The sequence below is a fragment of the Paraburkholderia sp. SIMBA_054 genome (genome assembly GCF_046534875.1).
GTDB lineage: Bacteria > Pseudomonadota > Gammaproteobacteria > Burkholderiales > Burkholderiaceae > Paraburkholderia > Paraburkholderia hospita.
In genome coordinates this window covers 1-13,643 of record NZ_JAWRXV010000070.1, presented here as the reverse complement: position 1 = coordinate 13,643, position 13,643 = coordinate 1, and the positions used below count along the sequence as shown (strand labels likewise).

The window sequence follows — 13,643 nt, the reverse complement described above, 5'->3', positions numbered from 1 at the left end:
AGGCACAGATAGTTTATCTAAAACCTGTCTCTCCGTAGACTGGTTGCCAGCCAATAAGCAACTGGAACGGAGACATGAGAAGCAAGCTGTTCGTGCCGGCATCGCGCCCGGAGCTGTTCGCCAAGGCGCTCGCGAGCGCCGCCGATGCCCTCTCGTTCGATCTCGAAGATGCCGTCTCACCGGAGCGCAAGCCGCAAGCGCGTCTCGCGCTGCGGGATCTGTTGCGCGAAAGCGCGGTGCGCGAGCATCGCAAGGTGCTGATCGTGCGCGTCAACGCGCTCGACACCCCGTTTTTTTCCGCCGATCTCGACGCCGTCGTGCAGCCCGGTCTCGACTACCTGAATCTCCCGAAACCCGAAAGCGCGGACGACGTGCGCGCCGCTGCCGCTGCGCTCGAACAGGCCGAGCAGGCAAATGGCGTGAGCGTGCCCGTGCGCTTGCTGCTCAACATCGAATCGCCGAAAGCATTGCGGCGCGCCGCGGAACTCGCCGCCGCGCATCCGCGCGTCGCCGGGTTGCAGCTTGGGCTGGGCGATCTGTTCGAGCCGCTTGGCATCGCGCGTCGCGAGCAGGCGGCGATTCAGCAGGCGATGTTCACGCTGCGCATCGCAGCAGGCGAGGCGAACGTCTTCGCGTACGACTCGGCGTTCGCGAACATCAAGGACGAAGCGGGCTTCCGCGCCGAAGCGCAGCTCGCGCACGCGATGGGCTTCCTCGGCAAGAGCTGCATCCACCCGAGCCAGATCGCGCTGGCCAACGACGTGTTCCGTCCGTCCGACGCAGACATCGCGCATGCGGTGCGCGTCGTCGAAGCAGCACGCGATGCGCAGAGCAAAGGCCTGGGCGCGTACGTCGTCGACGGCAGGATGATCGATCCGCCGTTCTTCGAGCGTGCGCGCGCGCTCGTGCAGCACGCTGCGCGTCTCGAACTGCTGACGGGCGAGCAGCGCGCCGTCGTTGGCAGCACAGCCTCGTAAAGCAGCGCGTTGTCGTGCACACACATCGAATCGAGTTGGAGAAACACATGCAACAACCATCGCAATCAGCCGACGCACGACAGCAGGGACCGCTCGCCGGCTTGCGCGTGCTCGACCTGAGCGCCTATATCGCGGGGCCGTATGGTTGCACGCTGCTCGCCGATCAGGGCGCCGAGGTCATCAAGATCGAGCCGCCTTCGGGCGACAACCTGCGCAAGTATCCTTCGACGCTCGAAGCCGAAAGCCGCGCCTTTCTCGGCGTGAACCGCGGCAAGCGCGGCCTCGTGCTGGACCTGAAACAGCCCGAAGCGCTCGACGTGATGATGCGCCTCGTGAAGACGGCCGATGTGCTCGTGCACAACTTCCGGCCGGGCGTGCCGGAGCGCCTCGGGATTGGTTACGAGCAGTTGCGCGAGGTCAATCCGCGGCTGATCTATTGCGCGGTGACAGGGTATGGCGAAACGGGCCCCAACCGCGACAAGGCGGGCTACGACCAGGTCCTGCAAACGATGACGGGCATCTGCGCGCTGCAAGGCCACCACGGCGGTCCGCCCGAAATCGTCTATGGCTCGGTGGTCGACTACTATGCGGCCGCGCTGGTCGCGGCGGGCGTGTCGTCCGCACTGTTCGATCGCGAGCGCAGCGGCGCAGGTCAGTACGTGGGCGTGTCGTTGCTGCGTAGCGCACTGGCGATGCAGTCGGCCCGCATGATCTGGGCCGACGACGAGCCGAAAGAGACGGGCCGCGACATGCGCTCGGGCGGCATCACGGGTATTCATCCGACGCGCCAGGGCTATCTGTATCTGTCGGCGAACACGCCACATTTCTGGCAGGCGCTGTGCGAGAAAACGGACCTCAAGGAGCTTGCGGAGAATGAACGCTACGACACGGTGCGCAAGCGCGCATTGCATTGCGGCGAAATCGTTCCGAAGCTTCGCGCGGCTTTGCAGGTTCGCACGGCGCTCGAATGGGAAACGCATTTCGGCGACGCCGTGCCGTGCGCCGCGGCCCGCGGCATCGAAGACATGTTCGACCATCCGCAGGTGCTCGCCGAAGACATGGTGACCGACTTCGAGTATCCGGGTGTGGGCCGGTATCGCGGCTTCAAGCATCCGATCCGTTTTGGCGCGACGCCGTTGCCCGAGCCATTCGCGGCCCCCGCGTTCGGCGAGCATTCGGACGCGGTGCTGCGCGACGCGGGATGCTCCGACGCCGACATCGAAAGTCTGCGCGAGAAGCGCGCTGTGCTGTAGAGATCCGCAAAAAGAAGAAGGAGACACGCATGGACTTACATCGGCACACGCCACCAGGCGCTTGCGATTCGCACATCCACATCTATAACCGCGCGTTCCTCGCGCATCGCGACGCAGCAGGTTTTGTCGACACTGCGGATGTGGCAGCGTATCGCGAAGTGCAGGCGCGGATCGGCACGCAGCGCGTGGTGATCGTGACGCCGCGCATCTACGGCACCGACAACGCCGTGACGCTCGATGCGATTCGCCAGTTCGGCATCGCGAATGCGCGCGGCGTCGCCGTCGTGCGTCCCGATGTGACGGACGCCGAGCTTGAAACGCTGCACGCGGGCGGCATTCGCGGCATCCGCTTCACGCTCTATACGCCGGCGAACGCCGTGGTCGGCTTCGACATGGTCGAGCCGCTGGCAACACGCGTGGCGGAACTCGGCTGGCATGTGCAACTGCATTGGACGGCCGCGCAGATCGTCGAGCACGAACCGCTGCTCGCGCGTCTCCCATCGACGATCGTGTTCGATCATTGCGCGCGCCTTCCGTTGCCCGATGGCGCGGCGCACGCGGCGTTTCCCATCGTGTGCCGTCTCGCCGATGCCGGTCGCGCGTGGATCAAGCTGTCCGGCCCGTACCTCGATTCGATCGAAGGGCTCGACCGTCGCTATGCCGATGCAGCGCCGACGGCGCGGGCATGGATCTCGGCCGTGCCGGACAGGCTGGTGTGGGGCAGCGACTGGCCGCACGTAACGGAGACGCACAAGCCCGACGATCCGTTGCTGCTCGATCTGCTCGGCGAATGGACGAACGATACGGCCACGCGCGATCGCATCCTCGTCGACAACGCGGCAACGCTATACGGATTCGGCAATTGAGCGCCTTGCACTGAAAAGTCCTGAAGAGACGACCCGCCAACTACACAAAGCCCAAACGACGCGCGGGCACATTCAAAACCGGAGACACGTGATGAAATCCACCGTTGCGCCATCGTCAGTGCGCAAGACCCGCTTCACCGAGGCGACGATCGGCCTGTTCGAGCGCACCATCCCCGATCCGTTCGTGCTCGCAATCCTCATCACGGCGATCGTCGCGGTGTTGTCGGCGATGTTCGCGCCACATGCGTCGTTGGGCAAGCTGGTCGGCGGCTGGTACAAGGGCTTCTTCGACATTCTCACGTTCGCGTTTCAGATCACGCTGGTGCTCGTGACGGGTCACGCGTTCGCTCACGCGCCCATCGTGCAACGCGTCTTCAAGGCACTCGTTTCCGTTGCTCGCACGCCCGTGCAGGCCGCGACACTCACGTTCGTGCTCGTGGCCGTTGCGTCGTTTTGCAACTGGGGTCTGGGGCTCGTCGTCAGCGCATTGCTGGCGCGCGAAGTCGCGAAACGCATGCGGGTCGACTTCGCGTGGATCGTCGCGGCGGGCTTCTCGGGATGGGTCGTGTGGGCAAGCGGCATCTCCAGTTCGATTGCGCTTGCGCAGTCGACACCGGGCAGCGCGATGAACGTCGTGCAAAAGATCACGGGTGAGGTGCTGCCGTTCAGCGCGACGGTATTCACGGGTTTCAATCTGGTGCCGACCATCGCGATGCTGCTGGCGATGCCGTTCGTTCTCGCATGGCTCAAGCCACGCGACGAAGATGCCGTGCTGCTCGATACGCAAAAGCATCCCGATGCGGCGCCGCGTGAGAAGCCCACGGGCAAGCTGAGCTTCGCGCGCTGGATCGAATATTCGTGGCTCGGTTCGGCATTCATCGGTGCGACGGGCATTGCGCTGCTGGTGCTCGCGCAGTCAGAGCACATCGCGTTTTCCGGCGTCAACGCGGTGATTTTCGTGATGTTCATTGCGGGCGTGATCCTGCACGGCTATCCGCTCGCGTATGCCGATGCCGTGAAAAACGCCGCGCGGCAGACGGGTTCGATGATGCTGCAATACCCGCTGTACGGCGGAATCATGGGCATGATGGATGCGACCGGTTTTCCGAACGTCATTTCCCATTTCTTCATCGCTATTTCCAACGCGCATACGCTGCCGTTCTGGAGTTACGTCTGCTCGCTGATCGTCACGTTCTTCATTCCGAGCGGCGGCGGCCACTGGGCAGTGCAGGGGCCGTTCGTCGTGCCTGCCGCCGTCGCGCTGCATGCATCCGTGCCCGCGACGACGATGGCCGTCGCAATGGGCGAGCAGGTGTCGAACATGATGCAGCCGTTCTGGGCCGCGCCCGTCGTTGCGATGGCGGGCATCGGCGTGCAGCGCGTGCTCGGCTTTACCGTGATGACGTTTATCGTCGGCGCGCTCGTGTATGGCGCCGCATTGCTGCTGCTCGTATGAGCGGGGCTCCCGTCGAAACAATGAACGGAGACCATCCAATGAAATCATCGACGCAAGCCGCGTTGGGCGCTGCTTCGATTAGCGAGGCGCAAGCGCCGCATGCCGTCATCGAATGGTGGTGGCGCGTGTTCGACCTACGCGTCGGTTCGTTGCCATTGCCCGTCTATGTGCTGATGCTGGGCGTGCTCGGCGCGATGGCGGCGAAAGGCAAGCTCGCAGCGGATCTGCCGACAGGCATCGCACTCGTCGCGGTCGGCGGCTTCACATGCGCCGAACTGGCGAAGCGCATTCCGTGGATTCGCCACATCGGAGCCACGTCGATTTTTGCGGCCTTCATTCCGTCGATGCTGGTGTACTACAAGCTGATGCCCGAGCCCGTCGTCAAGGCAGTGACGACCTTTACGAAGACTTCGAATTTTCTGTATCTGTTCATCGCGGCGATCATTGTGGGCAGTGTGCTCAGCATGGACCGTCACATGCTGATCAAAGGCTTCGTGCGCATCTTCATTCCCGTTGCGGCGGGCTCCGTTGCCGCGGCGCTGGTCGGCACTGCTGTGGGGACCGCGCTCGGGCTCGATGCGCGCCACGCGTTGTTCATGGTCGTCGTGCCGATCATGGCGGGCGGAGTCGGCGAGGGCGCGCTGCCGTTGTCGGCAGGTTACGCGCAGATTCTGGGCGTCGAGCAGGGGCCGCTGTTCGCGCAGGTTCTGTCGGCGGTGATGCTCGGCAATATCGCGGCGATTTGTTGCGCCGGCTTGCTGAGCTATCTCGGCACGCGCCGGCCTGAATGGACGGGCAACGGACGTTTGACCAAAGCGGACGGCAGCGATGAAGACATCGCGCCACGCCCGGCGTCATTCGAATTCGACGTCGGCTCGGTCGCGGCGGCGGGTTCGACGGCCATCGCGTTCTATCTGCTTGGCGTGCTCAGCCATCAACTGTTCGGCTGGCCCGCGCCCGTCGTGATGCTCGTGCTGGTCGTCGCGGCGCAGCTGTTCCAGGTCGTGTCGCCGCGCGTGCGAGGCGGCGCGCGTTTCATGTACGGCTTTTTCTCGACGGCCGTGACGTATCCGCTGATGTTCGCGATCAGCGTCGCCATGACGCCGTGGGGCGAGATCGTGACGGCGTTTCATTGGGTCAATATCGTCACGGCGGTTTCGACGGTGCTCGCGCTGACTGTGACGGGTTTCTTCGTCGGCAGGCTGGTCGGCATGTATCCCGTCGAAGCCGCCATCGTCAATGCAACGCATAGCGGGCTCGGCGGGACGGGGGATGTGGCGATTCTCACTGCGGCCAACCGGATGGAGCTGATGCCGTTTGCGCAGATTGCAACGCGTATCGGTGGTGCGTTGACGGTGATGGCAGCGTTGGGGGTGTTTGCGTACTGGAGATGATCCCGTGCTTCGCGTTTATCGAGCCGTCGAATTCAACACGATTCGACGGCTTTTTATTGTGGTCGTATCAAAGCACAAGAAGATTTGTCGAATGCGATCACTCGATCAGCTTCGCGACGATCGGCTCGACGACTTCGCGCTGCCGTTCGGCCTTGAGCCGATACAGCGCATCCGTTGGATGCACGCCGTCGATCAACAACGATCGCCAGTCATGCATCGCACCGATATACGCGTACTGCCGGATCAGTGCGAGCCGGTAATGCTTCGCCATTTCATCGACGACAGCGACATAGCGCGGCACTATCCTTTTGTTCACGGAATAATCGACCGGGTTCGGTTCTTCGAGCACGACGATCCGGCCCGCGCCTTGCGACTCTTCGATGAAGCGCATCAGGTGCGCGCGAAACGCGGAGGGCGGCTCCTTGACGTGATTGTCGGCGTCGTTGAGCGCGAAGTTGACGATCACGATATGCGCCGGCGACGTCGCTACCCATTGCGCGTACGGCTGGCTATATCCGTTGATGCCTTTCTCGCGATCGACGAGCGTCGCGCCCGGCACGCCGTTGTTCTGCACAATCACATGCGGGCCGAAGCGGGCCTGCAACGCAGCCTGAAGCAGGGCGGGCGGATTGTCCGGCGTTTGCCATGACTTGTTGAAACCGTCCGACGTTTGATAGCCAAACATCGTCGAATCGCCTTGCGCGTCGATGATGATCGGCCGGTCCGCCGTGGCCGCCCTGTGCGCCGGGCCAGCGGCGGCATTGGCCTGCATCGCGGCGATGCCGAGCAGCACGGCCGCCAGCGCATGCGAGCGCTTATGCGACGGTTTTGCGCGCAGACTTGCCTGTCGATAGTCGAACGTCATGGTGCCCCGCAATTGAGTTGGACGTCAGTCGCCGCGATCTGATCTTGCGGCGTCACAAAGCGCAACACGAACTTGATGCACAATCGATACTGCGTTCAGCACATACGATCTCCACGAGGAGCAGAGATGAGAGTTTCAGAGCTGGAAGGCGCGTTACTCGATTACTGGGTCGCCCGAGCGGACAATCTGCCGATGCCACGCGTCGACGACGGCTTCTGCTGGATCGAGGAGCCCGCCTGCGACGGCGATCCCGCTGGCGCGCTCGAAGCTGCGTTCGCGCCGTCCACGGACTGGGCGCAATGCGGCCCGATCATCGAACGGGCGAGAATCCATCTCGTGCCGGCCGCGGCGGGCGATCGCGCGGCATGGACGGGGTCGGTTCCAGCCGGCGCGAGCACGATCGAGCAGGTCGGCGAATCGCCGTTGATCGCGGCGATGCGCGCGTTCGTCGCGAGCCATTTCGGCGACACGGTCGCGGACGAAGCCGGCACGCACTGAGCGCCGCCGTGCATCGCGCCATAAGGCGAGCCGTACGGCGATCCATACGGCGCGCCGTGCGTCATTTCATCAGATGCACTCGAACACCACTTCGACAGTCTGAGTGCCTGCGCCGCGCACGCCGTTCGTGTGGATCTCGACGGTGTGCAATTCCTTGTTCTGTTCGCGGCAATACGCCTTTGCATGCTTGATCCCCGCGTTGCGGACGCTATTCCACGAAATCAGGCTGAAGCGCCCGTGACTCGTTATCGAGAGGTAGCCGTTCTGCTTTCTGTCCACGCCCGATACCGCGGTACACGCGGCAAGCACGCCAATTCCGGCGAGCAGAATGCACTTCTTCATAGTCCTCCCTCGGTTGGCGCATTGTCGCGGGCGAGGGCCGCAACAGGCAACTGAAAAAAACTTTAGCGGGGTTCTGTGTGTCGGGCTCGCTATCCGGCGACACGCGATGACATTACATTATGCTTTCCCGTAAGGGCGCAGCGCGTGCGTTGCCGTGTCGAGAGGAGGAGGGCATGGGCGGATGGTGGCATGAAGTCTGGTTGACCGTGGCCCGGGAGTTCTCGGATCTGGACGACGTCAAGGCGATCACGCAAGTCGTGATACGCCTTGGACTCGCGTTGCTGTTGGGCGGCGCGCTGGGCTTCGAGCGCGAAATGGCGAGGCGCGACGCGGGCCTGCGCACGCATATGCTGGTCGCGACGGGTTCGGCTCTGTTCGTGCTCGTGCCGTTGCAGGCGGGATTTTCGCAGGACAACATGAGCCGCGTGTTGCAGGGCCTGGTATCGGGCATCGGCTTTCTCGGCGCGGGTGCCATCATCAAGCTCAGCGCGGAGCGGGAAGTGCGCGGACTGACGACGGCCGCGAGTCTCTGGCTTGCGGCGGGCGTCGGCGTCGCGGCGGGACTCGGGCGCGAAGCGACTGCGATTCTCAGCACGGTGATCGCGCTCGTGATCCTCGGCGGCGTGCGGATGTTCAAGCCGCTCGTGCCGCCCCACACGCATGACAAGCCTGAACAGGACGAGCCGTCGAAACGTGTCGAGTGAGGCGAGCACGCGCCGCAGGCTTTGCTTGCGGAGTAGCATGAGCGGGCGCGTGCCCAATACTTAGGAGACAACGGATGCTTCCCGCCGCTGACAGCTACGACGCCCTCGTCGCCGCGTTTGAATGGCGCATTCCGCCGCAGTACAACATCGGCGTCGATGCTTGCGACAAATGGGCCGACGGCAGCGGCCGTCTTGCGTTGATCTGCGAAACGCGCGACGGGCAAGCAACGCGCTACACCTTCGACGAACTCAAGTCATTGTCCGACCGTTTCGCCAACGCGCTGCGCAGAAGCGGCGTGAAGAAGGGCGATCGTGTCGGCATCTTTCTCGCGCAATCGGTGGAGACGGCGCTCGCGCATCTCGCCGTGTACAAATGCGGCGCGATCGCCGTGCCGCTCTTCGCGCTGTTCGGTCCCGACGCGCTGCAGTACCGTTTGTCCGACAGCGGCGCCGTCGCGCTCGTCACAGACCTCGGCGGCGCACAGAAAATCGCCTCGGTCCGTTCGAGCCTGCCTGAATTGCGTTCGATCTTCTGCGTCGACACCGACCATGCGGATACCGCCTTGCAGGTCGAATCGTTCTGGTCGGCGTTGAACGAATCGCCCGCCGCCTTCGACGCGGAGCCGACCTCCGCCAACGATCCTGCCGTCATCATCTACACGTCCGGCACGACGGGCAAGCCAAAGGGTGCGCTGCATGCGCATCGCGTGCTGCTCGGCCATCTGCCCGGCGTGGAGATGCCGCAAGCGTTCTTCCCGAACGACGCGCGCCTGATGTGGACGCCCGCCGACTGGGCGTGGATCGGCGGGCTGTTCGATGTGCTGCTGCCGTCGTGGCATCACGGCGTCGCCGTGCTGGCGCGGCGCTTCGAGAAGTTCGACGGCGAGGCCGCGTTCGACCTGATGCAGCGTCATGCCGTCACGCATGCGTTCCTGCCGCCGACGGCGCTGAAGATGATGCGCACCGTCGAACATCCCGAGCGCTGGGCACTGTCGCTGCGCGCGGTGGCGAGCGGCGGCGAATCGCTTGGCGCGGAGCTGATCGAATGGGGACGGCGCGCGCTTGGCGTGACGATCAACGAGTTCTACGGGCAGACGGAGTGCAATGTGGTCGTGGCGTCATGCGCGACGTTGTTCGAGCCATGCTTCGGTTCGATCGGCAAGGTGGTGCCGGGCCATCGCGTGGCGATCGTCGATGACACGGGGCACACGGTGCCGCGCGGCGAGCCTGGCAACATCGCGATCCACGCGCCGGACCCGGTGATGTTCCTCGGCTACTGGCGCAATGAATCCGCCACGCGCGACAAGTTTCGTGGCGACTGGCTGCTGACGGGTGACATGGGGCTGATGGACGGGGACGGCTTTATCCGCTTCGTTGGCCGCGACGACGACGTGATCACGAGCGCCGGTTACCGGATCGGTCCCGCGCCGATCGAAGACTGTCTGCTGCGTCATCCCGCCGTGCGGATGGCGGCCGTGGTCGGTGCGCCCGATGCGCAGCGCACGGAGATCGTCACCGCGTTCGTCGTGCTGAACCCCGGCTATCAGCCGAGCGACGCGCTCGTGCAGACGCTGCAGGAGCACGTGAAGACGCATCTCGCCGCGCACGAGTATCCGCGCGCGATCCATTTCGTCGACGCGTTGCCGATGACGCCGACAGGCAAGGTCATCCGGCGCGAGTTGCGCGAGCGCGTGACGCCGCCGCGCTAATCAATCCGGCGCGCGGGTGGTCCAGATCACGCCCACTCACGCGGCGCGTCATCCTCCGTCGACAGCGTCAGGCCCGCGACGGGCAGCGGCAACGCCGTCTTGTAGCGCACCTGCTTGAGCGCGAAGCTCGAGCGGATATTCGACACGCCGGGAATCTTCGTCAGCCACTGCACGATGAACCGTTCCAGGCTCTGCATATCGGGCACGACGACGCGCAGCAGATAGTCGGCGTCGCCCGTCATCAGGTAGCACTCCATCACCTCGGGGCGTTCGCCGACTTCCTGCTCGAAGCGGCGCAGCGCGTCTTCGACCTGCTTTTCGAGGCTCACCTGAATGAACACGTTGATGCGCAGGCCGAGCGCCCCGGCGTCGAGCAGCGTGACCTGTTGACGGAACAGGCCCAGCTTTTCGAGCGCGCGCACGCGGTTGAAGCAGGGCGTCGGCGACAGGTTGACGGCGCGCGCCAGTTCCGCGTTGGTGATGCGCGCGTTCTGCTGAAGTTGCTGCAGGATCGCGATGTCGATGCGGTCCAGCCGTCGTGCGGCCGGTTTTGCGTCTGAGCTCATGGTGTAAATATTCCGCGTAAGGTCGATTTACCAGAATAAATACACTATCTGAAAGCGCTGACGCAAGCAAAAGAGACGCACATTTTGCGGATGCATGGGTAAGCTGATTGCACGTTTCCGAGTCGTTTTCACGTACGTTTTTCAGCCGGAGTTGTGCCATGACGGATTTATCGAGCGGTGCCCGCCCCGTTCTTGCCCTCACTCAAGCTCGCATCGACAGCGATCCGCAGGAGACGGCCGAATGGCTGGCTGCGCTCGATGGCGTCGTCCAGCACGTCGGCCTCGAACGCGCGCAGTACCTGTTCGACCGGCTGGCCGCGCATGCGCTGGGCAACGGCGTCGCGACGGCGCGCGCGAACGTCACGCCGTACGCGAATACGATTCCCGTCGATCAGCAGTCACCGTATCCGGGCGACCTCGACACTGAGGAAAAGCTCGCCGCTGCATTGCGCTGGAACGCGCTCGCGATGGTGGTGCGGGCCAATCGCGCGTATGGCGAACTGGGCGGCCATATCGCCAGCTATGCGTCGGCGGCCGATCTGTTCGAAGTCGGCTTCAATCATTTTTTCCGCGCCGCGAATGAGTCGCACGGCGGCGATCTCGTCTACTTCCAGCCGCATTCGTCGCCGGGTGTGTATGCGCGCGCCTTTCTTGAAGGCTTTCTCGACGAGACGCATCTCGAACACTACCGCCGCGAGATCGCGGGGCCGGGCCTGTGTTCGTATCCGCATCCGTGGCTGATGCCGGACTTCTGGCAGTTCCCGACGGGCTCGATGGGCATCGGTCCCATCAACTCGATTTACCAGGCGCGCTTCATGCGCTACCTGCAAAACCGCGGCCTGCAAAAGACGGAAGGCCGCAAGGTGTGGGGCTTTTTCGGCGACGGCGAGATGGACGAGCCGGAATCGATCGGCGCCTTGTCGCTGGCGGCGCGCGAAGGGCTCGACAACCTTGTGTTCGTGATCAACTGCAATCTGCAGCGGCTCGACGGCCCGGTGCGCAGCAACGGCCGCATCATCGACGAACTCGAAGCGCAGTTCACGGGCGCGGGCTGGAACGTCATCAAGGTCGTATGGGGCTCGGACTGGGATGCCCTCTTTGCGCGCGATCGCACGGGCGCCTTGCTGCGCGCCTTCGCGCACACGGTGGACGGCCAGTTCCAGACCTTCTCGGCCAACGACGGCGCCTACAACCGCGAGCGCTTCTTCGGGCAGAACCCGGAGCTGGCCGCGCTCGCCGCGCATCTGAGCAACGACGATATCGACCGCTTGCGGCGCGGCGGCCACGACGTGCGCAAGCTGCATGCTGCGTATGACCGTGCGTTGAAGCACAGCGGCCAGCCCACGGTGATTCTCGCGAAGACGATGAAGGGCTTCGGCATGGGCGCGATTGGCCAGGGGCGCATGACGACGCACCAGCAGAAGAAGCTCGACGTCGAGCAGTTGAAGGCGTTCCGAGATCGCTTTCGCCTGCCTTTGTCCGATAGCGACGTCGAGCAGCTCAAGTTCTACAAGCCAGCGGAAAACAGCCCGGAAATGCAGTACCTGCATGCACGCCGGGCTGCCTTGGGAGGCTATCTGCCCAGAAGGCGGAAAGCGGCATCGCAGACACCGACCGTGCCTGCGATGTCTTCCTGGGGGCAATTCGCGCTGGACGCGAACGGCAAGGAGATGTCGACGACGATGGCGATCGTGCGGATGCTCGGCAGCCTGTTGAAGGATGCGTCGCTTGGGCCGCGCGTCGTGCCCGTCGTCGCCGACGAGGCGCGCACCTTCGGCATGGCCAACCTGTTCCGCCAGGTCGGCATCTATTCGCCGCTCGGCCAGTTGTACGAGCCGGAAGATATGGGCTCGATGCTCTACTACCGCGAAGACACGGGCGGGCAGATTCTCGAAGAGGGCATCTCGGAGGCGGGCGCAGTGTCGTCGTGGATTGCGGCGGCGACGTCGTACAGCGTGCACGATCTGCCCATGCTGCCGTTCTATATCTACTACTCGATGTTTGGCTTCCAGCGTATCGGCGATCTGATCTGGGCCGCAGCCGACCAGCGCGCGCGAGGCTTCCTGATCGGCGCGACGGCGGGCAAGACGACGCTCGGCGGCGAGGGATTGCAGCATCAGGACGGCACGAGCCATCTCGCGGCATCGACGGTGCCGAACTGCCGGGCGTACGACCCCGCGTTTGCCTATGAAGTGGCGATGATCGTCGACGAAGGCATGCAAGAGATGATCGGGCGACAGCGCGATGTGTTCTATTACCTGACCGTCACGAACGAGAACTACGCGCAGCCGTCATTGCCTGCAGCGTTCGTCGACAGCGTGCGCGAAGGCGTGTTGAAGGGTATGTATCCGCTTGATGTTCCTTCGCTGGAGACCGCGCAGGTCCAATTGCTGGGCTCGGGCGCGATACTCGGCGAAGTGCAGGCGGCCGCGCGCATGTTGAAGGACGACTGGAACATTGACGCCGCCGTGTGGAGCGTGACGAGTTTCACCGAGTTGCATCGCGATGGCATCGCATCGGAGCGCGCGGAGCGCCTGTTCAGCGATGACGAAACCGCGACGCCGTATGTGACCTCTGCGCTCGCCGCATCGCGTGGTCCGGTGATTGCCGCAACCGACTACGTGCGTGCCGTGCCCGAATTGATTCGCGCGTACGTGCCGCGCCGCTACGTGACCCTCGGCACCGATGGCTTTGGGCGCAGCGATACGCGCGCGGCACTGCGGGCGTTCTTCGAAGTGGATCGCGCGTCGATTGCGATTGCGGCATTGAAGGCACTCGCCGATGAAGGCGCGATTGCGCGTGAGATTGTTAAGCAGGCGCTGGCGCAGTACAACTGTCATGGCGATGACAGGGCGGCGCCTTGGGAAAGATGACGTTCGTTGAGTAGTGGTCTCGTGGGATTTGTTTCTGCGCTGGTTTGCGAGGTTTGATTTTGTGCTGGCATCCGCGATTTGTTAGCTTGCTTCAAGCGTCGCCCCTGTGCGGGGCGGCACCTACTTTTCTTTGCCGCCGC

12 protein-coding genes are annotated in these 13,643 nt (G+C 63.9%); 9 read left to right on the top strand and 3 right to left on the bottom strand.

Annotated elements, in window-relative coordinates:
• Positions 1 to 74: 74 nt before the first annotated feature.
• From SB822_RS46365 to SB822_RS46345, 5 genes are all read left to right on the top strand, one after another.
• On the top strand, positions 75 to 977 hold the full coding sequence (locus SB822_RS46365; RefSeq protein ID WP_007744877.1) for an HpcH/HpaI aldolase/citrate lyase family protein: 903 nt from the start codon (positions 75 to 77) through the stop codon (positions 975 to 977).
• A 47-nt stretch (positions 978 to 1,024) separates the two neighbouring features.
• Complete coding sequence (locus SB822_RS46360) at positions 1,025 to 2,230, top strand: CaiB/BaiF CoA transferase family protein (protein ID WP_094296793.1); 1,206 nt, start codon at positions 1,025 to 1,027, stop codon at positions 2,228 to 2,230.
• A 29-nt stretch (positions 2,231 to 2,259) separates the two neighbouring features.
• Positions 2,260 to 3,096: an amidohydrolase family protein gene (locus SB822_RS46355; protein ID WP_007744880.1), complete on the top strand. Its 837-nt coding sequence runs from the start codon at positions 2,260 to 2,262 to the stop codon at positions 3,094 to 3,096.
• A 91-nt stretch (positions 3,097 to 3,187) separates the two neighbouring features.
• The gene (locus SB822_RS46350; protein ID WP_094296792.1) at positions 3,188 to 4,552 is read left to right on the top strand and encodes a short-chain fatty acid transporter; all 1,365 of its coding nucleotides are present in this window, start codon (positions 3,188 to 3,190) and stop codon (positions 4,550 to 4,552) included.
• 38 nt (positions 4,553 to 4,590) lie between these two features.
• Complete coding sequence (locus SB822_RS46345) at positions 4,591 to 5,946, top strand: 2-hydroxycarboxylate transporter family protein (RefSeq protein ID WP_410857828.1); 1,356 nt, start codon at positions 4,591 to 4,593, stop codon at positions 5,944 to 5,946.
• A 97-nt stretch (positions 5,947 to 6,043) separates the two neighbouring features.
• Here the strand turns inward: SB822_RS46345 and SB822_RS46340 are convergent, their stop codons facing one another.
• Positions 6,044 to 6,811 carry an SGNH/GDSL hydrolase family protein gene (locus SB822_RS46340; RefSeq protein ID WP_007744889.1) on the bottom strand — a complete coding sequence of 256 codons (768 nt, stop codon included), beginning with the start codon at positions 6,809 to 6,811 and terminating at the stop codon, positions 6,044 to 6,046.
• A gap of 126 nt (positions 6,812 to 6,937) precedes the next feature.
• Here SB822_RS46340 and SB822_RS46335 point away from each other — a divergent pair, with 126 nt between their 5' ends.
• Entirely contained in the window at positions 6,938 to 7,309 is a 372-nt protein-coding gene (locus SB822_RS46335; RefSeq protein WP_007590475.1) for a DUF2591 domain-containing protein, read from the top strand.
• 69 nt (positions 7,310 to 7,378) lie between these two features.
• On the opposite strand, the gene SB822_RS46330 is transcribed toward SB822_RS46335, so the two are convergent.
• Positions 7,379 to 7,651: a hypothetical protein gene (locus SB822_RS46330; RefSeq protein WP_007590478.1), complete on the bottom strand. Its 273-nt coding sequence runs from the start codon at positions 7,649 to 7,651 to the stop codon at positions 7,379 to 7,381.
• Positions 7,652 to 7,824: 173 nt separating this feature from the next.
• On the opposite strand from SB822_RS46330, the gene SB822_RS46325 reads away from it, so the two are divergent.
• Together SB822_RS46325 and SB822_RS46320 are read left to right on the top strand one after the other, a co-directional pair.
• Positions 7,825 to 8,355, top strand: coding sequence for an MgtC/SapB family protein (locus tag SB822_RS46325; protein ID WP_007590479.1), 531 nt, complete (start codon positions 7,825 to 7,827; stop codon positions 8,353 to 8,355).
• A 74-nt stretch (positions 8,356 to 8,429) separates the two neighbouring features.
• The gene (locus SB822_RS46320) at positions 8,430 to 10,064 is read left to right on the top strand and encodes an acyl-CoA synthetase (protein ID WP_094296790.1); all 1,635 of its coding nucleotides are present in this window, start codon (positions 8,430 to 8,432) and stop codon (positions 10,062 to 10,064) included.
• Positions 10,065 to 10,090: 26 nt separating this feature from the next.
• Here SB822_RS46320 and SB822_RS46315 read toward each other — a convergent pair whose 3' ends face one another.
• Positions 10,091 to 10,630, bottom strand: coding sequence for an Lrp/AsnC family transcriptional regulator (locus SB822_RS46315; protein WP_035539518.1), 540 nt, complete (start codon positions 10,628 to 10,630; stop codon positions 10,091 to 10,093).
• A 158-nt stretch (positions 10,631 to 10,788) separates the two neighbouring features.
• On the opposite strand from SB822_RS46315, the gene mdeB reads away from it, so the two are divergent.
• Positions 10,789 to 13,503 carry an alpha-ketoglutarate dehydrogenase gene (mdeB, locus tag SB822_RS46310; protein ID WP_410857827.1) on the top strand — a complete coding sequence of 905 codons (2,715 nt, stop codon included), beginning with the start codon at positions 10,789 to 10,791 and terminating at the stop codon, positions 13,501 to 13,503.
• Positions 13,504 to 13,643: the final 140 nt, after the last annotated feature.